The sequence below is a fragment of the Pseudomonas sp. PB103 genome, assembly GCF_009764635.1.
Taxonomy (GTDB): Bacteria; Pseudomonadota; Gammaproteobacteria; order Pseudomonadales; family Pseudomonadaceae; genus Aquipseudomonas.
Window position 1 is genome coordinate 1 of record NZ_RWIL01000123.1, and the last position, 18,620, is coordinate 18,620.

Here is an 18,620-nt window from a genome sequence, read left to right on the forward strand (position 1 = left end):
CTCCTACATGAGATCACCTGTAGGAGCTGCCGAAGGCTGCGATCTTTTGATCTTCAAACCTCAGGACTCGATACCTAATTCATGTTTCACCAACGCCAATAACTTCACCGTATCAATCGGCTTGAGCAGAAAATCCACCACGCTCAAATGCATCGCCGCAATCGCGTCCTTCACATCGGCATCGCCCGAGACAATGATGATCGGCATCGCCGCCCGCACCGATTCGCGTACCTGCCGAATCAAATCCAGGCCATCGACATTGCCCATGCGCAGATCGGTGATCACCAGGCCAATCGAAGGTTTCTCGGCGAGCATCTTCAGGGCTGTCTCGCCACTGGCCGCCGTCATGCAACGAATACCGTCCAACGCGAGAATCTCCGACAACAGCTCCCGGGCGTCCTTGTCGTCATCGACGATCAGTACACGCTGCGGCGGCAGGTCGGGTTCGAGCATTACTGCGCTGAGCGCCTCTCGCTCGGCATCGCTCAAAATATCGTGGTCGGACATGGCGTTCTCTAAGTGTTCAAAACAGTCCCTTGGCAAGTGGTCAGACATCGCTGGGCAGAGCTTCAATGTGCACTTCGTCGGATTTTTTTCCAAGGGGGTAACCAAGGGAATTTCCGACTGTTTGCGTAGGGCATCTCCGAAACTTCGCCAATGGTGGCAAAACCTAGACTTACGTCCAATGGGCACCCTGTCCGTAGGGGCCGACCATGGCCGTAACGATCCGACAACAACAATTCGAAAAAGACTGCGGTAATGGTTATGAGTAAAGCGGACGCCTTCACCCAGGCAGGGAAAACCGCGGTATTGCAGAACATTCAGGGCACCCTGCAATTCCTCCAGCGCTTCCCGCCCTTCAATCAGATGGAACATGCCCACCTCGCGTATCTGGTGGAGCAATGTCAGCTGCGGTTTTACGCTCAGGGCGAGAGCATCATCAAACCCGTCGACGGCCCGGTCGAACACTTTTATATCGTCAAGCAGGGCCGGGTGGTCGGCGAACGCCAGCACATCACCAAACCCGGCACCGAGACCACGTTTGAAATCACCACCGGCGAGTGTTTTCCGCTGGCCGCCCTGCTCGGCGAACGCGCGACGCGCACCGAGCATCTGGCCGGCGAAGACACTTTCTGCCTGCAACTGAACAAACTGGCATTCATCAAACTGTTCGCCCTCTCCAACGCCTTCCGTGATTTTGCCTTGCGCGGGGTCAGCAGCCTGCTTGATCAGGTCAATCAGCAAGTGCAGCAGAAAGCCGTGGAAACCCTCGGCACACAGTATTCGCTGAACACCCGCCTGGGCGAGTTGGCCATGCGTCACCCGGTGACGTGCAGCCCGGACACGCCGCTGCGTGAAGCAGTGAAGTTGATGCACGAACAACAGGTCGGCAGCATCGTCGCCGTGGATGAACACAAGGCGCCGTTGGGGATTTTCACCCTGCGCGATTTGCGCCATGTGGTGGCCGAAGGCATCGGTGATTTCAGCGAAGCCATCGAACGCCACATGACCCGCGCGCCCTTCTATCTGTCGCCGGATCACAGCGCGTTCGATGCGGCGATTGCCATGACCGAACGGCACATCGCTCACGTCTGCCTGGTCAAGGATCAACGCTTGTGCGGCGTGGTCTCCGAGCGCGATCTGTTTTCCCTGCAACGGGTCGATCTGGTGCATCTGGCGCGGACGATTCGCAGTGCGCAACGGGTCGAACAATTGGTGACCCTGCGCGGCGAGATCGGCCAACTGGTCGAACGCATGCTCGCCCACGGCGCCTCATCGACGCAGATCACCCACATCATCACCTTGCTCAACGACCACACCGTGTGCCGGGTCATCGAGTTGACCCTCGCCGAAAAAGGCGACCCTGGCGTGCCGTTCAGTTGGCTGTGTTTCGGCAGCGAGGGCCGCCGCGAGCAGACGCTGCACACCGATCAGGACAACGGCATTCTGTTCGATGCCCGCGATGCGGCGCATGCCGCAGAAATTCGCGGCAAGCTGCTGCCCATCGCCCAGCAGATCAACCAGAGCCTGGCGCAGTGCGGCTTTACCCTGTGCAAAGGCAACATCATGGCCGGCAACCCCGAGCTGTGTTTGTCGCGGGCGGAGTGGGCGCGGCGTTTTGCGGCGTTTATTCGTGAGGCGACGCCGGAGAACCTGCTCGGGTCGAGCATTTATTTCGATCTGCGCGTGGTCTGGGGCGATGAAATAGGCTGCGAACAACTGCGCCAGGGCATTCTTGATCAGGTCGGCGACAACCGTTTGTTCCAACGCATGATGGCCGAGAACGCCTTGCGCAACCGTCCGCCGGTGGGGCGTTTCCGTGAGTTCGTATTGGCGCGCAAGAATGGCGAAAAAGCCACGCTGGATCTCAAGGTTCAGGGCCTGACGCCGTTTGTGGACGGCGCACGCTTGCTGGCGTTAGCCAACAGTATCGACGCCAACAATACCCTCGAACGTTTCCGGCAACTGGTCGACAAAGAAGTCATCGAGCGCCTGGATGGTGCGGCCTATGAAGAGGCGTATCACTTCATTCAGCAGACGCGCATGCAACAGCATCAGTTGCAGACCCGCGAGAATTTGCCGTACTCCAACCGTGTCGATCCCGACAGCCTCAATCACCTGGACCGGCGCATCCTCCGCGAATCCTTGCGTCAGGCGCAACGCCTGCAAAGCAGCCTGACCTTGCGGTATCAGCTATGAGCCTGTTTTCGTGGCTGCGCCCGGCGAGTCCGGTGGTGCCGGCGGAGTTGCAGCAGCGTCTGACCAAGCTGCCGGTGATCACCGAGCTGAGCGACTGCAGCCTGCGTGAGCAACGCTGGGTGGTGCTGGATCTGGAAACCACCGGGCTCAACCTGAACAAGGATCGCGTGCTGTCGATCGGCGCGGTGGTGATCGAGGACGGCGCGATCGACTTCAGCCAGCAGTTCGAACGCACGCTGCAATGCCGCGAGTTGAAGCTCAGCCCCAGTGTGTTGATTCACGGCTTGGGGCCGAATGCGATTGCCGCCGGCAGCGAGCCTGCCGAGGCGTTGCTGGAGCTGCTGGAGTTTATCGGCGACAGCCCGGTGCTGGCGTTTCATGCGCCGTTCGATCAGCACATGCTCGGGCGCGCGCTGAAGGAACATCTGGGGCACAAGTTGCAGCAGGTGTTTGTGGATGTCGCCGATATTGCGCCGCTGGTGTGCCCGCAAGCGCAGATTCGCGAGGCGGGGCTGGATGAGTGGATCGAGTGGTTTCGGCTGGAGGTGTTTGAACGGCATAACGCGAGCGCCGATGCGTTGGCCACGGCGGAGTTGGCGTTGATTCTGTTTAGCCGGGCGCGGGGGCAGCAGATTCATAGCCCGTTGAATTTGCAGCAGCGGTTGAGCCAGTGGAAGCGCCGCCAGCAAGCCCCCTCCTTCTAAAAGCCCCCTGTAGGAGCTGCCGCAGGCTGCGATCTTTTGACCTTGATCTGCAAAAACAAGATCAAAAGATCGCAGCCTGCGGCAGCTCCTACAGGTTTATCCAAACGTGTCACCTGACCAGTGGCCAATTGCTAACCATTCCCACCTCTGCCAGAATCGCGAACAATTCGCGTTAGTTAATATTTCCCAATCGGTGATGCCCGGTGTCGTCAGTCCCAAGCCCTCACAGTGAACTTGTTGGTGCGATGTATCGCGACCATCGCGGTTGGCTATTGACGTGGCTGCGGCGCAACGTGGCCTGCCCGCAACGTGCCGAAGACCTCAGTCAGGACACCTTCGTGCGCCTGCTCGGCCGCGACGAGTTGCTGACACCCCGCGAGCCACGAGCGTTTCTGGTGGCGATCGCCAAGGGCCTGCTGTTCGACTACTTCCGTCGCGCCGCGCTGGAACAGGCCTACCTCGCCGAATTGATGCTGATCCCTGAAGGTGAACAGCCTTCTATAGAAGAACAGCAACTGATCCTCGAAGACCTCAAGGCCATCGACCGCCTGCTCGGCAAACTGTCGACCAAGGCCCGCGCCGCGTTCCTGTATAACCGCCTCGACGGCCTCGGCCACGCCGAGATCGCCGCCAGGCTCGGCGTGTCGGTACCGCGCGTGCGCCAATATCTGGCGCAAGGCATTCGCCAGTGCTACATCGCCCTGTACGGTGAGCCGACGTGAGCCCGGCCAGTTCCCGCCCCGTCCCGGCGCATGTGCTGGACGCGGCGATTGCCTGGCAACTGACCCTCGATTCGAGCAGCCCGCTGGAACGCGAAGAGTTCGCCAAATGGCATGCGGCGCATGAAGAACACGCCCGCGCCTGGCGCCAGTTGGGCATGCTTGATCAACGTTTCAGTGTGGCCAAAGGCCCGGCGCGCAATGCACTGCTGCAATCACGCGAAGGCATTCGCCGGCGAGTGCGCAAGCTCGGCAGCGGGCTGGCCAGCGTTGTGGTGATCGTCGGTCTCGGGCTGTTCGCCAGTGAACGGTGGCTGCCGCTGGACTACTGGCTCGCCGATCAGCGTACGGCCACGGGCGAACAACGCACCGTGCGCCTGGCCGATGGCACCGTACTCAACCTCAACACCCACAGCGCAGTGGATGTGCGTTTCGATGAGAAGCGCCGACTGATCGTGTTGCAGGAAGGCGAGATTCTGGTCGAAACCGGCCACGGCGATGCGCGGCCATTTATTGTCGAAACCCGCGAGGGCAGCATGCGCGCCCTGGGCACGCGCTTCCTGGTCAAGCGCGAGGACGAAGGCACACGCCTGAGCGTGTTGCAGTCGGCGGTGGCGGCCCACGCGCAATTCAATCCTGAAGAACAGATCCTGCGCGAAGGCCAACAAGTGCTGCTGCGCAGCGATGGTCTGGGCTCGATTGTCGCCCTCAACCCCGGCGCCGATGCCTGGACGCGCGGCATGCTGGTGGTCGACAACGCACGGCTGGGCGATCTGGTGCATGAGCTCGGGCGTTATCGACGCGGACACTTGGGCGTGGCGCCGGAAGTGGCGGACTTGCGGATTACCGGCAGCTTTCCGCTGCATGACACCGATAAAGCCCTAAACGCCCTGCTGCCCACTCTTCCGGTGCAGATCGAGCAGCACACACAGTATTGGGTGACGGTCGCGAAGGCTGATTCCAAGCCTGAATGATCGGGTGGCTGAGCGGCCGCCATCGCTGGCAAGCCAGCTCCCACAGGGATCTGTGGTGAATATCAATTTTGTGAACAGCACTGAAACCTGTGGGAGCTGGCTTGCCAGCGATGAGGCCGCAGTAGCCTCCACTTTCAGTAAATCAAAATTATTTTCATCCAGCCCTATCACTTTTCGAGTTTCATCCGGCACACAGGCAATTGAGAAATATTTCCATTCAGGAGCCGCCGTATGTCCCGTTCGCTAGACACCTTGTTGCGCCCCAGTCTGCTGGCCGTCGCCATTGCTTTCAGCACACCGCTGATCAGCAGCCCGTTGCTCGCCGCTGAACAAGCATCCAGCGTGCGCGCCTACAACCTGCCGGCCGCACCGCTGTCGACCACCCTGAACCAGATCGCCAGCCAGGGCGGCCTCGCGCTGTCGCTGAATCCGGCGCTGGCGGCGGGCAAGACCTCGGCACCGGTCAGCGGCCAGTACGACGCGGCCGGCGCCCTGCGTGCGGCCCTGCGCGGCACCGGTCTGCAACTGGAGCAAAGCAGCGCGGGCACCTACAGCCTGGTCGCCGTGCCTGACGGCGCAATGGCCCTGCCGGAAACCGCGATCATCGGCGTCGAAAACACCGAAAGCGCCTGGGGCCCGGTTGAGGGCTACACCGCCACCCGCACCGCCGCCGGCACCAAGACCGACACCGCGCTGGTCGAAGCACCGCGCTCGATCTCGGTTGCGACCCGCCAGCAAATGGACGACCGCAGCGTACACAGCCTCGATGACGCCGTGCGCTACATGCCGGGCATCACCGCCAGCAGCTATGGCAGCGATACGCGCATCGACTGGCTGCGCGTGCGCGGTTTCGAGCCGACCCAATTCCTCGACGGTCTGCCGCTGCCACGTGGTGTGTACGCCAACCCGAAACCGGAAACCTGGAACCTCGACCGCCTCGCCCTGCTCCGTGGCCCGGCGTCGTCGGTGTACGGCCAGACCCCGCCAGGCGGTTTGCTCGACATGGTCAGCCGCCGGCCGAGCGCCGAAGCCAGCAGCGAAATCCAGTTGCAGTACGGCAGCGACAATCACCGTCAGATCAACTTCGCCAGCACCGGCAAGATCGATGACGCCGGCCAGTTCCTGTATGGCATCAGCGGCGTGGTGCGCGACAGCGACACGCAGATCGACCACATCGAAAACAAGCGCTACAACATCGCGCCGAGCCTGACCTGGAACATCGACGACGACACCAGGCTGACCCTGCTCACGCAGTTCACCCGCGACGATACCGGCGTCACCAGCCAGTTCTACCCGATCCAGGGCACCAAGATCGACATGCCGTTCGGCAAGATCTCTCACCACAAGAACCTCGGTGATCCGGACTACGACTACTACGACCGCACTTACTACGCGCTCGGTTATGCCTTCGAACATCGCCTGAACGATGTCTGGCAGTTCAAGCAGAACCTGCGTTACACCAAGTCGGATCTGGCGTTCCAGACCGTCACCGTCAACAGCTACAACCCGTCGTTCGCCGGTTTCACCGTGGACGATCAGGGCAATGTCGGCCGCGGCACCACCAACGTCGATGAAGACATCAGCCAATTCGCCGTGGACAACAACTTCCAGGCCGATTTCGCCACTGGCGACATCCGCCACACGCTGCTGCTGGGTCTCGATCATCAGCGCAGCAACACCAACTACACCTCGATCTTCGGCTCCGCACCGAGCATCAACGTCAACAACCCGATCTACGGCCAGACCATCGTGCGTCCACCGCGCTCCAGCGCGTTTTACGATTACGACCAGAAGACCACCCAGACCGGTCTCTACGTGCAGGACCAGATGGCCCTCGACCAGTGGCGCCTGACCCTCGGCGGACGTGAAGACTGGGTACACACCAGCACGCAGTTCATCAACAAGGGCGACGCCACCAACACCCAGCGTGACAAGGCGTTCAGCGGCAACGCGGCGATCAGCTACGTATTCGACTCGGGTTTTGTGCCGTACCTGTCCTACGCCGAATCGTTCCAGCCCACCAGCGGCGCCGACGCCACCTCGACCGACTCGTTCAAGCCGACCGAAGGCAAGCAATGGGAACTGGGTATCAAGTACCAGCCGCCGGGCAGCAAAACCCTGCTCAGCGCTGCGGTGTATGACCTGACCCAGAAAAACGTTTCGGTCAATTCCATCGTCAACAACGTGACCATCACCAGCCAGACCGGCGAAGTGAAAGTCAAAGGCCTGGAGCTGGAAGCAGTCTCCGACGTGACCGATAACCTGAAAGTCATCGCCGCCTACACCCTGGCCAAGTCCGAAGTGCAGAAAGGCGTCGACAAGGGCAACCGCCTGCAACTGATGCCGAACCAGCAAGCCTCGCTGTGGACCGACTACACCTGGCACACCGGCGTGCTCGATGGCTTCGGCGTTGGCGCCGGCGTGCGTTACACCGGCAACACCTACGGCGACAAAGGCAACACCTGGCTGGGCAAGGCGGATGCCTATACCGTGTTCGACGCGAGCGTGCATTACGACCTCGGCCGTCTGGACAACAGCCTCAAAGGCGCGTCGCTGGCAGTCAACGCGACCAACCTGTTCGACAAGGACTACATTTCCACTTGCGACGGTTTCTATTGCTACTACGGCGACCAGCGCAGCGTCGTCGCCAGTGCCACTTACAAGTGGTAAGCGACTGAGCTGAAACAGGCCCTGTTACCAGGCCGTCCCTCGGGGACGGCTTTGGTGTTTTTGAAGGTCATGAAATGAAAAGTAAAACAATTCGTCGCTGGTCGTTCATCCACACCTGGACCAGCCTGATCTGTACCGTGTTTTTGCTGATGCTGGCATTGACCGGTCTGCCGTTGATTTTCAGCCATGAAATCGACCACCTCCTCGGTAACGCCCCGGAACTGCGGGAGATGCCGGCCGACACGCCGCAGCTCAATCTGCAGCAACTGGTGGATGCCGCACAGAAACATCGGCCGGGCGAAGTCATGCAGTATTTCGGTTACGACGATGAAGACCCGAACGCGGCGTTCGCGATCATGGCAAAAACCGCCGGCACCGAACCGAACTCCTCGCACACCTTCATGCTTGATGCACGCACCGGTGAAGCGCTGGAAACCCCGTCGGCCAACGGCGGTTTGATGCTGTTTATCCTGCGCCTGCACGTCGACATGTTCGCCGGGCTGCCGGGCAAGTTGCTGCTGGCGTTCATGGGCTTGCTGTTTGTCGTGGCCATCGTGTCCGGGACGGTGCTGTATTTGCCGTTCATGCGCCGGCTGAAATTCGGCACCGTGCGCCAGGACAAATCGACGAGGTTGCGCTGGCTCGACCTGCATAACCTGATCGGCGTGGTCACGCTGACGTGGGCGTTGGTCGTCGGCGTCACCGGCGTGATCAGCGCCTGCGCCGACCTGCTGATTGCCGCCTGGCGCAACGATGCACTGACCGCGCTGATCGAACCATACCGCGATGCCCCGCCGCTGACGCACCTGGCGCCAGCCACACGTTTGCTCGACATCGCCGCTGAAGTCGCGCCAGGCATGAAGCCGGATTTCATTGCCTTCCCCGGCACACGGTTTTCCAGCGAGCACCATTACTCGGTGTTCATGAAGGGCGGCACGCACCTGACCTCGCATCTGCTGACGCCGGTGCTGATCGACGCGACGACTTTGCAGGTCACCGCCGTCGCCGAACGCCCGTGGTACATGGACGCCATGGGTATGTCGCAACCGTTGCACTTTGGTGACTACGGCGGCATGCCGATGAAAATCCTCTGGGCCACGCTTGATGTACTGACCATCATCGTCCTCGGCAGTGGCGTGTACCTGTGGGTGGTGCGACGCAAGGCCGCCAAACCGCTACTGGAAACGACGGAGGCGTCTGCATGAAACCGCGTCAGTCGAATTTCTGGAAAGTCTTCAGCACGCCGATCGTGATAGCGCTGCTCAGTGCGGCGGGGTTGTTTGCGGCGTTGCTGGGTGACGGGATCTGGGATGCGTTGAGCTGGGTCGGGCTGGGTGTGCCGGCGTTTCTGGCGCTCAGGGGATTGCTGCAGCGCCGGTGATTTTTGTGTTGTCGGTGATGGCCTCATCGCTGGCAAGCCAGCTCCCACAGGGGTTTACGCTGAATCTGAAATTTGTGTTCACTGCAAAACACTGTGGGAGCTGGCTTGCCAGCGATGGCGATCGCCAAGGCACCATCATTTCCCTCGCCAGCCACAGAGGTTGTGGCTAGGCTAACCTCCTGCTCTTCGACGATCACCGAGGTTTGCCAATGTCCGCCCCCAGCATGACCCTGTACCACAACACGCTCTCCCCGTTTGTACGCAAAGTGATGGTACTGCTGCACGAGACCGGCCAGCAGGATCGTGTCGCGTTGCAAGACTGTGTGCTCAGCCCGGTCAGCCCCAGCGCTGAACTCAACGCCGACAACCCGCTGGGCAAAATTCCGGCCCTGCGCCTGGCCGATGGCAACGTCATCCATGACAGCCGTGTGATCCTCGAATACCTCGACCATCAACATGTCGGCAACCCGCTGATCCCGCGCGAAGGCTCGGCTCGCTGGCGCCGTCTGACCCTCGCCTCGATGGCCGACGGGATCATGGACGCCTCGGTGATGGTGCGTTATGAACAAGTGCTGCGTGCCCCGGAAAAGCACTGGGACGAATGGCTGGAGGCCCAACGCGAGAAGATCCGCCGCGCCCTGAATCTGTTGGAGAACGACGCGATTGCCGAGCTGACCAGCCACTTTGACGTGGCGGCGATCAGCGTGGCCTGCGCGTTGGGCTACCTTGATCTGCGCTTCCCGGATCTGGGCTGGCGTGAGGCCAACCCGCAACTGGCTAACTGGTTTTTTGAAGTGAGTCAGCGACCGTCCATGATCGCGACCATGCCCAAGCCTTAGTTTTTTGGCGCCTGCTCCGGCCTCATCGCTGGCAAGCCAGCTCCCACAATGGAATCGGTGATGACACCAACCACCGATCCGCCACAAACCCCGTGGGAGCTGGCTTGCCAGCGATGGCGGCAACTCGGTTCCACAGGCAAATAGCCGATAATCCGCGTCATCAATTCATCCTTCCAGCGCTGATCCTCACGCAACCCCAGCGACCGGCTCATTGCATTGCCCCCACATCAAACTCCAATGGTTCTGCGGGTTTCTGCCCTATTCCGTACCAATCCAGTTTGCGCGTCAGCACCATGAACACGCCGAGCAGACCGAACAGCAACAGCGAGCCCATCAGCAAGGCGTAATCCTCGGCGCTGAGCAATCCATAAAGCAGCCCATACAACGCCGCCAGCCCCGCCGAAAAACTCAAGCCATGGCGCACGCTGCGCAGCACATGGCAAACGTAAAACCCGATCAACAACACGCAACCACTGGCCGACAGCAGATACGCCAGGGCAAAGCCGATGTGCTCCGACAACGACAGCAACAACAGATAAAAGAACGCCAGCGCGACACCCACCAATGCGTACTGCACCGGGTGCACCGCCAGGCTTTTGAGCACTTCGAAGAGAAAGAAACCGGCGAACGTCAGAACGATGAACAGCAGCGCATATTTGATCGCCCGGTCACTCTTCAAGTACTGATCCACCGGATCGATAAAACTCACGCCGAAACTGCGACCATTGAACGCCGCGCAGTCATTGCTGGCCACGCAACGGCTCATCGCGTCCTGCAAGTTGGTGGAGAAGAACGTGGTCTGCCAGTCCGCGTTGAAGCCCTGATCATTGATCTCACGCTTCGCCGGCAGGAAGTTGCCGATGAAGCTTGGATGCGGCCAGTTGGCACTGAGGCTGACACTGCTGGTTTTGCCCACAGGGAGCACTTGCAATGAACCGGTGCCTTGCAGGCGCAGGTCGAACGCGAAGGCCAGTTCGGTGTTTTTGCTGGTGTCGAGCAGCGGCAACGTCACGCGCACGCCTTCGCCGAGCCAGCCAACCTGCGTGCCCGGCACAAAGTCCAGGCGCTGCCCTTCGAACTCCAGTTTCAGGGCATTTTCGATTCCGCGAATGTCGCTGATACCGACAGCGAGAAACGGCGCATCGAACCGATAGTCAGTGAAGTCTTCCTTGATGCCCAATTGCGCCGGCAACGAGAAATGCCCGTCGATGCGATTGTCGGCATGAAACAGCCGCGCCTCGTAAATACCCCGGGCGCGCAGTTCAGTCTGCACCTGGCCATCGAGTTCGAAACGTTCCGGCAGGAAATACAGACGCCCGCGCTCTTCGCGTGGATCGTCGTAGCGCTGATTGGTCTTGTCGTTGATCTTCCAGTTGTGAATCACTTTCCGATACGGCACCACCATCACCGGCCCGCTTACCTGCTGGCTGTAACTGGAGCTGCGGGCGATGTCTTCAAGTACGCCGTCACGCAGTTGCTGACGCTCGTCGATGACGCCATCGATCATCAGCAGGGGAATCAGCAACAACAGGATCAGCAGGGCAATCGCCCCCAGTTTCAGTGCCAGACTTCGGTTCATAAGGTCGCTCCCTTGTTGGAATGGGGCGAGTCTGCGAGCGCTGTATGGTTTTGTGATGGAGGTTGTGTGGGATTTGCGTGGAAATACCTGTAAAAGGTTTTTCCCATTTACGGGGCAGTGCTCAGAGAAAGGACGATCACGTTGCGCAACAACTCATTCGATTTGATCAGGCACCTGGCAGCGTTGATGGTGCTGGTCAGCCATCACTTTGCCCTGTCGGGCCTGGAAGAACCGGGCATTGCCGGTTACAACTCGCTGGGCGGTATCGCCGTGACGGCGTTCTTTTCGATTTCCGGCCTGCTGATCAGCCAAAGCTTTCTCAACTCGCGCAGCTTTGCCGATTATCTGGGCAAGCGCGTGGCGCGCATTTTCCCGGCGTTGATCCTTTGCGCTTTTGTGATGACGTACCTCGCCGGGGCGGTGTTTGCCGACGGCTATGTCACGGGCTTCGGCGCCCTGCTCGACTTTCTGCGCATCTCGGTGTTCGGGCGGGCCAACATTGAACCGATCACCCAGGGATTTATTGTCAGCGAATCCTTCAACGGCAGCCTCTGGACGCTGAAGATCGAGTTCGGCTTTTACCTGTTGCTGGCGCTGGCATTGGGCATGTACAGACGAGCACTGATGCCGTGGGTGTTGCTGGCTGCGTTTGGCGTGGCGACTTACGTTCTGGGCAATCACGTGCCTGGCGCGCTGGCGCAAAAGCTGGCGGTTTACAGCGCGGCCGGCATCGCGTTCTTTGCCGGCGCAGTGATTGCCTTCAACCAGCAATACTTGAGCGATCGACGCGTGCTGGCAATCGCGCTGGTGACTGGGGCAGGCCTGATATTTTTCAGCGTCGGCACGCCGCTGGCCAGCGTGCTGGCGACCTTGGGTTTGTGCCTCGCGACCCTGAGCCTGGGCTTGCTGTACGTCGACAAAACCCTGCGCGGACGATTCGATATTTCCTACGGGATGTATCTGTACGCCTTCCCGGTGCAGCAACTGATCATCAACAAGACCTCACTGACGTTTGTTCCGTCGATGCTCGTGTCGGCCTTGATCGTGATTGTGCTGGCCACGATTTCGTGGCGCCTGGTCGAGCAGCCGGCGCTGCAGTTTGTCCATCGACGAAAGCGCGCGCTGGCCGCCACGCAGCCCTGACGTTACGGCAGGCTGAGCGTCACTTCGACGCCTCCGGGCACATTGCGCACAGCCAGCCGGCCACCATGCAACTTGACCACTTCTTCAACGAAGTTAAGCCCCAGCCCGGTGCTTTTACGGCCGCTGTCGGGACGGGGCAGTGAGTAAAAGCGTTCGGTCAGGCGCGGCAAGGCGTAATCGGGAATCGGTGCGGTTTCATTGAACAATCGAAACTCGATCTGTTCGCCAACGCGCTCGGCACTGAAACGCAACACACCCTGCTTCGGGGTGAAATCCAGTGCATTTTCCAGCAGATTGCCCAGCGCCTGACGCAGCAGAAACGGCTCGCCGATCAGCAACAGCTCCGCAGCTATCGTCTGCTCGACGCGCAATTGCTTGCCCTCGATCCGCGCGGCCTGGCCCTGCAACAGTTCATCGACCAACACTGCCAACGGCACCGCCACTCGCTCTTCAAGACCCTGACGCTGTTCAACTTGCGCCAGGTTCAGCAGGCGCTCGATCAACTGCTGCATCCGCGCACTTTCGCTATCGATGTTGCCGACGAAACGCAGGCGCTGCACGGGCGGCATTTCACCTTGCAGCAACTCGGCTGCGCCACGAATCGCCGCCAACGGGCTCTTCAATTCATGGGTCAGCGTGTGCACGTAGCGTTCGACGTAGGCCTTGCCCTCCAGTTGCGTGCGCATCTGTTCGACCGCCGTGGCCAGTTGCTCCAGCTCGCCGCCGCGATAGTGCGGCACTTCCACGCGCCGGCCTTCGCTCACGGCCTGGGCATAACCGGTCAGGCGACGCAGTGCGCGGCTCAGCCACCACGACAGCAACGCGCCAAACAACAAGCCAAGGCCGATCAGGCCGGCGCCATAAAACAGCAGGCGCCGTTCGGTGCGATCGACATAGGGCTGCAATGAGCTGTTGGGTTTGGCCACGGTGACCACGCCGATAATCTGGCCGTTGTCGCGGATCGGCGCGCCGACGTGCATCACCGATGAACTGGCATCATGTGGATCGCTGCGGGTCGAGCGTGCGCCGTATTCGCCGCGCAACGTCAGGTAGACGTCGTTCCAGCGCGAGTAATCCTGGCCGACCGCGACACCGCTGGAATCGAGCACGACAATGCCTTTGGCGTCGGTCACGTAGATACGGTGGTTAACCTGATTTTTCGGCAAGCCCCAGATCGTCGCTTTCGGCTGGCGCTCGCCATAGGCACGCAGCAGTTCGGGCCAGCGATTTTCGCTGAGGGTCCCGGCCTTGAAATCGTCACGTAGTATTTCCGCCATCAGGTTCGCGGTGTCCACCAGGGTTTCTTCGGTGGACTGGCGCACGCCCGGGCGGATTTCTTCCATCACGGTGTTGAGCACGAAATAACCGGTCAGGCCGATAAACAGCACATACACCAGAAATATCCGCAGCCCCAGTGACATCAGCTGTGCCCCGGGCTGTAACTGTATCCGAGGCCACGGTGGGTCTGGATCGGTTCGGCCTCTGCACGCACCAGGCGTAGTTTGGCGCGCACGCTTTTGATGTGGCTGTCGATGCTGCGCTCGTAGCCGGCGTCGGCCGCCACGCCCAGCGCGTCGAGCAATTGCTCGCGGCTGAACACCCGTTCGGGTTGTTCGAGCAGGCATTGCAACAGACGGAATTCGTGGCGAGTCAGACTCAAGGGCTGGCCGCGATAGCTGATCTGTACGCGTTCAGGGTCGACGCGAAACAGCGCCGAAGCGACGTCCACTGAGGCTCGCGGCGCCATGCGTTTGAGGATGGCCTTGACCCGCGCCGCCACCTCGCGAGGACTGAACGGCTTGACCACATAGTCGTCGGCGCCGATCTCCAGCCCGACCACACGATCAATCTCTGCATCACGAGCGCTGAGGAACAGCACCGGCACTTCGCTGAAGCGCCGCAGCTGTTTACAGGTTTCGAAACCGCTGATGTCCGGCAGGCCGATGTCGAGGATGATCAGGTCGGCCGGGGTCTGCCGCTGATGTTCCAGCGCCGCCGCGCCGAGGCTCAGCCACGTGGTGCCGAACCCCTCGCCTTGCAGGGCGAAAATCAGCGTGTCGGCAATCGCCGCTTCGTCTTCGACAATCAGGATATGAGGCATGGCGTCCGAGCCCGTGGGTTAAGTGCGCGAACGGTGCCCCAAGCCTGACGTTACGTCAATGAGACCACTTAGCAGTCCGGCTTGTCGGCCGTGAAGCGCCGCGCCGGATTCACGGCTGCGCCGAACTCGCGCAAGGCTTTGGCACCGATCAGCAGCGGGTAGTTGAAGTTGCTGCGGTCGGTCAGGTTGACCTCAACGGTACGCTTGACGTTGCCCAGACACAGCTCCAGATCGACCACCGGACGCTTGGCGACTTCGGTGCTTTCGCCCTCGTCCTCTTCATCCGAGCGGCTCTTGATCTTGCTGATCCGCGCGACCTTGTGTTCGTAGACTTTGTTGCTGGCGTCTTTGGTGCCGAGGCGGAAACGCACCCAGTCGTCGCCATCACGGGTGAAGGTTTCGATGTCCTTGGCCGACAGCGAGGCGGTCAGCGCGCCGGTATCCATCTTGGCCTTGAGCACTTCACCGCCGATTTCCGGCAGCGCGATGTATTCGTAGCGCCCGTACAGGGTCGGCTCGGCGGCCATGACCGGCAGGGCGACGAGGGCAAACAGTGCAAGGAGGGATTTCACGTAAGGGGCTTCCTTGAAAAATGAGGGCGGCAGACGCGAGATTTTAGACACCCGGCGAGCAATTCGTTCGCCCGAGAGACTGCATCGCTGGCAAGCCAGCTCCCACAAGGAACTTCAATGAATGCAATTCTTGTTAACACCAGAGAAACCTGTGGGAGCTGGCTTGCCAGCGATGAGGCCAGCACATTCAATACGATATCTGGCATCAGCATACCGCCCCAAAAGTGAAACATTCGTCAGCGCCGATTTGGCCTGTCGCGCGAAGCTGCTTATCATGACGCGCCCAACCCACGTCATAGAGTTGCTTATGCGCCGCCTGCTCACCGGCTGTTTCGTCACCCTGCTGCTGTTGCTCAACACCCTGATCCTGATCGGGCCGTTGCTGGTGTTTGCCTTGCTCAAACTGGTCGCGCCGGGCCGCTGGCGCGACTATGCGTCGGCGGCGGTGATGTGGATCGCCGAGACCTGGGCCGAAATCGACAAGCTGATTTTCCGCCTGTGCATTCCCACCCAATGGGACATTCGCGGCGGCGAAGGCCTGCGCGGCGACACCTCGTATCTGGTGATCAGCAACCACCAATCCTGGGTCGACATTCCGGCGCTGATCCAGACGCTGAACCGACGCACGCCGTTCTTCAAATTCTTCCTCAAGAAGGAACTGATCTGGGTACCGTTTCTGGGATTGGCGTGGTGGGCGCTGGATTACCCGTTCATGAAGCGCTACACCAAGGCATTTTTGGCGAAGAACCCCGAGCTGGCGGGCAAGGATCTGGAAATCACCAGACAGGCTTGCGAGCTGTTCAAGCGTCAGCCGGTGACCGTGGTGAATTATCTGGAAGGCACGCGCTACACGGCGGCGAAAAGCGCCGAACAGCAATCACCGTTCAGCCACCTGCTCAGGCCCAAGGCCGGCGGTGTGGCATTTGTGTTGGCGGCGATGGGTGAACAACTGGACGCGATTCTCGACGTCACCGTGGTTTATCCACAGGAGAACATTCCGGGGTTCTGGGACTTGATCAGTGGCAACGTGCCGCGCGTGATCATCGACATCCAGACCCGCGAACTCGACCCGGCGCTGTGGCAGGGCGATTACGAGAATGATCCGGCGTTTCGCCAGACGGTCCAGAGCTGGGTCAACCAGCTCTGGAGCGAGAAGGATCAGCGCATCGCCGAACTGCGCAGCGAGCGCCGCTGAATCAGCTACCGGTGCCGGCGCCCCAGATGCTGCCCAGGCTTTGCAACAGCGGGCCGCCGACGCCTTGGTCACCCAAGTACTTGAGCAGCACCGGGGCAAACTGGCCGACCATGCCGCTGTCCATGCCCAAGGCACCGAAAGCGTTGTTCAGGTCATTGGTGTCCTTGACGTTGCCCAGCGCGTTTTCCAGACCGGCGGACTTGCCGGACTGACCGAGCAACCCGCTCAACGCCGCCAGGTTACCGCTACCGCCCGACAGCTTGTCGATGCCCGGTACTTCCTTGGCCAACTGCGAATAATCGGTGCTGCTCAATTGGTTCTTGGCCAGGCCAAGCATCGCGCTGGTGCCGCCGACGGCTTGCTGCGGGGTAACGCCCAGACCGGTGACGGCTTGCAGCAGACCGGCGGTTTCCGAAGTCGGCGCGGCGGCCGTGGCAGCGTTGCCGCCCTGCATGCCTGCAGCAGCCTTGGTCACATCGTCGAGGCTGAAACCGGCAAACACCGGGCTGGCCGCAAGGGTCATCAGCGAAGCCATTGCAATACCACGTGAAATCTTCATTCAGACATCCTCTTGCGCTGTGAAAACCACCCGTTGAATGGGCAGCGAAACTGCCGGTTTGACCGGGTATCCGCCGGCATGTTCCGGCGCGGCGCATCCATTTTCATCCGGCCTGCGTATATAAAACGTGAAATCCCGGACACCCTCGCGATGAATGGCACAACCGCTGTCGCTGAACTAGCCTGTGAACAGTCCGAGTCGCGCCCTCGTGCGTTCAGCCTTGCCTGGAGAGTCGTCATTTCCATCGCCGACACCGATCCATTGCGACAGCTGTTGGCCCAGTGTTCACTGGGAGATCGGCGCGCCTTCGAAACCTTGTACCGCAGCGTCGGCCCACGCCTGCACGGCGTGGCCCTGCGTTTCATGGGTCGTGCGGATCTGGCCGAAGAAGTGCTGCAGGAAGCCTTCGTGCGCATCTGGAACAACGCCTCGCGCTACGACGCGCACCTGTCGGCGCCGTTGACCTGGATGATCAACATCACCCGCAATCAAGCCATCGACCAGCTACGCAAACACCGCGACCGGCCGTTGACCGATCTGGAACAGGACGCCCTGCCGGACGAAAGCCCCTCGGCCCATGATCAGTTGAGCAGCGCCCGTGAGGCTCACGCACTCAACCGCTGCCTGGAAACCCTCGACGGCATGCAGCGCCAGTCGATCAGCGTGGCCTACTTTCAGGGATTGTCCTGCTCGGAACTGGCCGAACACCTGGCCACACCGCTGGGGACGGTGAAATCGTGGATCCGCCGTGGCATGGAACGCCTGCGTCGGTGCCTTGAATCATGAACTACCAGACCCCCGCCCTGCGCCGCGCCCTCGCCGCCGATTACGCCATCGGCCTGATGTCGGCGCCTGCGCGGCGACGGTTTGAACAATGGCTGCTGGATGACGCGGCGTTGCGTGCGGAAGTGGCGCAATGGCAGGAAACGCTGGCGAGCCTCACCGAATCGCTGCCGGAACATCCGCTGCCCGACCGTGTCTGGCAAGGCATTACCGCGCGCATAGAACCGCAAGTGCTGCATGTGCCGGAGAAACGGCCGTTCTGGAATTGGCTGCGGCTTGCGGCGGCAGCATGTTCGATCGTCGTGCTGGTGTTCCTCGGCTCGCTGTACAACCGCGATGATGCCCGCTATCACGCCACGCTGCTGACAGCCGACGCGCAACCGGCGCTGAAGGTCGAGGCGCATGCGGAATACCTGCAAGTCGAGCCGCTGACACTGGCCGCCGTCGCGCCTGATCGCAGCCTGGAACTGTGGGCAATTCCCGCCGATGGCAAACCGATCTCGCTGGGTGTGATCCCGGTGGGGGGCAAGGGTAAAGTCGAGTTGAGCGCGGCGCAGAGGGTGTTGATTGGTCAGCCGATTGCGCTGGCGGTGAGTCTGGAGCCGAAGGGTGGTTCGCCGACTGGGCAGCCGACTGGGCCGGTTCTGTATCAAGGGGCGTTGGCGGCTCTCTGAGTGCATAAAGTCAAAAGATCGCAGCCT

Annotated in this window: 18 protein-coding genes; 12 read left to right on the forward strand and 6 right to left on the reverse strand. The window is 60.8% G+C overall.

What is annotated here, in order from left to right; all coding sequences use genetic code 11:
- Positions 1-60: 60 nt before the first annotated feature.
- Positions 61-507 (reverse strand): response regulator, encoded by a 447-nt coding sequence (locus EJA70_RS21600; protein ID WP_158833378.1) that lies wholly within the window; start codon positions 505-507, stop codon positions 61-63.
- A gap of 252 nt (positions 508-759) precedes the next feature.
- On the opposite strand from EJA70_RS21600, the gene EJA70_RS21605 reads away from it, so the two are divergent.
- From EJA70_RS21605 to EJA70_RS21640, 8 genes are all read left to right on the forward strand, one after another.
- Positions 760-2,700, forward strand: a complete 1,941-nt coding sequence (locus tag EJA70_RS21605; RefSeq protein WP_158833380.1) for a DUF294 nucleotidyltransferase-like domain-containing protein — start codon at positions 760-762, stop codon at positions 2,698-2,700.
- Positions 2,697-3,404, forward strand: coding sequence for a PolC-type DNA polymerase III (locus EJA70_RS21610; protein WP_158833381.1), 708 nt, complete (start codon positions 2,697-2,699; stop codon positions 3,402-3,404). Before EJA70_RS21605 ends, EJA70_RS21610 begins: the two co-directional genes overlap by 4 nt.
- Before the next feature lie 245 nt (positions 3,405-3,649).
- Positions 3,650-4,126 (forward strand): RNA polymerase sigma factor, encoded by a 477-nt coding sequence (locus tag EJA70_RS21615; RefSeq protein ID WP_256677716.1) that lies wholly within the window; start codon positions 3,650-3,652, stop codon positions 4,124-4,126.
- Positions 4,123-5,097 (forward strand): FecR domain-containing protein, encoded by a 975-nt coding sequence (locus EJA70_RS21620; RefSeq protein ID WP_158833383.1) that lies wholly within the window; start codon positions 4,123-4,125, stop codon positions 5,095-5,097. Before EJA70_RS21615 ends, EJA70_RS21620 begins: the two co-directional genes overlap by 4 nt.
- Before the next feature lie 231 nt (positions 5,098-5,328).
- On the forward strand, positions 5,329-7,767 hold the full coding sequence (locus EJA70_RS21625) for a TonB-dependent siderophore receptor (protein WP_158833384.1): 2,439 nt from the start codon (positions 5,329-5,331) through the stop codon (positions 7,765-7,767).
- 74 nt (positions 7,768-7,841) lie between these two features.
- On the forward strand, positions 7,842-8,972 hold the full coding sequence (locus EJA70_RS21630) for a PepSY domain-containing protein (protein WP_158833385.1): 1,131 nt from the start codon (positions 7,842-7,844) through the stop codon (positions 8,970-8,972).
- Positions 8,969-9,148 carry a hypothetical protein gene (locus tag EJA70_RS21635; protein ID WP_158833386.1) on the forward strand — a complete coding sequence of 60 codons (180 nt, stop codon included), beginning with the start codon at positions 8,969-8,971 and terminating at the stop codon, positions 9,146-9,148. Before EJA70_RS21630 ends, EJA70_RS21635 begins: the two co-directional genes overlap by 4 nt.
- 209 nt (positions 9,149-9,357) lie before the next feature.
- Positions 9,358-9,987: a glutathione S-transferase gene (locus EJA70_RS21640; RefSeq protein ID WP_158833388.1), complete on the forward strand. Its 630-nt coding sequence runs from the start codon at positions 9,358-9,360 to the stop codon at positions 9,985-9,987.
- 208 nt (positions 9,988-10,195) lie between these two features.
- On the opposite strand, the gene creD is transcribed toward EJA70_RS21640, so the two are convergent.
- Positions 10,196-11,566 (reverse strand): cell envelope integrity protein CreD, encoded by a 1,371-nt coding sequence (gene creD, locus EJA70_RS21645; protein WP_158833390.1) that lies wholly within the window; start codon positions 11,564-11,566, stop codon positions 10,196-10,198.
- A 141-nt stretch (positions 11,567-11,707) separates the two neighbouring features.
- Between creD and EJA70_RS21650 the strand changes: the two genes are divergently transcribed.
- Positions 11,708-12,709: an acyltransferase gene (locus tag EJA70_RS21650; protein WP_158833392.1), complete on the forward strand. Its 1,002-nt coding sequence runs from the start codon at positions 11,708-11,710 to the stop codon at positions 12,707-12,709.
- Positions 12,710-12,711: 2 nt separating this feature from the next.
- Here EJA70_RS21650 and creC read toward each other — a convergent pair whose 3' ends face one another.
- The 3 genes from creC to EJA70_RS21665 all read right to left on the reverse strand — a co-directional run bounded on the left by creC (position 12,712) and on the right by EJA70_RS21665 (position 15,382).
- The gene (creC, locus tag EJA70_RS21655) at positions 12,712-14,130 is read right to left on the reverse strand and encodes a two-component system sensor histidine kinase CreC (RefSeq protein WP_158833394.1); all 1,419 of its coding nucleotides are present in this window, start codon (positions 14,128-14,130) and stop codon (positions 12,712-12,714) included.
- Entirely contained in the window at positions 14,130-14,810 is a 681-nt protein-coding gene (gene creB / locus EJA70_RS21660) for a two-component system response regulator CreB (RefSeq protein WP_008078088.1), read from the reverse strand. Before creB ends, creC begins: the two co-directional genes overlap by 1 nt.
- A gap of 68 nt (positions 14,811-14,878) precedes the next feature.
- Complete coding sequence (locus EJA70_RS21665) at positions 14,879-15,382, reverse strand: ATP-dependent zinc protease (protein WP_008078089.1); 504 nt, start codon at positions 15,380-15,382, stop codon at positions 14,879-14,881.
- A 307-nt stretch (positions 15,383-15,689) separates the two neighbouring features.
- Here EJA70_RS21665 and EJA70_RS21670 point away from each other — a divergent pair, with 307 nt between their 5' ends.
- Positions 15,690-16,577, forward strand: coding sequence for an acyltransferase (locus tag EJA70_RS21670; protein WP_158833396.1), 888 nt, complete (start codon positions 15,690-15,692; stop codon positions 16,575-16,577).
- A 1-nt stretch (position 16,578) separates the two neighbouring features.
- On the opposite strand, the gene EJA70_RS21675 is transcribed toward EJA70_RS21670, so the two are convergent.
- Complete coding sequence (locus EJA70_RS21675) at positions 16,579-17,136, reverse strand: DUF2780 domain-containing protein (protein WP_008078091.1); 558 nt, start codon at positions 17,134-17,136, stop codon at positions 16,579-16,581.
- A 150-nt stretch (positions 17,137-17,286) separates the two neighbouring features.
- Between EJA70_RS21675 and EJA70_RS21680 the strand changes: the two genes are divergently transcribed.
- Positions 17,287-17,922, forward strand: a complete 636-nt coding sequence (locus EJA70_RS21680) for an RNA polymerase sigma factor (protein ID WP_158833398.1) — start codon at positions 17,287-17,289, stop codon at positions 17,920-17,922.
- The gene (locus EJA70_RS21685) at positions 17,919-18,593 is read left to right on the forward strand and encodes an anti-sigma factor domain-containing protein (RefSeq protein ID WP_158833400.1); all 675 of its coding nucleotides are present in this window, start codon (positions 17,919-17,921) and stop codon (positions 18,591-18,593) included. The genes EJA70_RS21680 and EJA70_RS21685 overlap by 4 nt, the downstream gene beginning before the upstream one ends.
- The last annotated feature ends 27 nt before the right edge of the window (positions 18,594-18,620 follow it).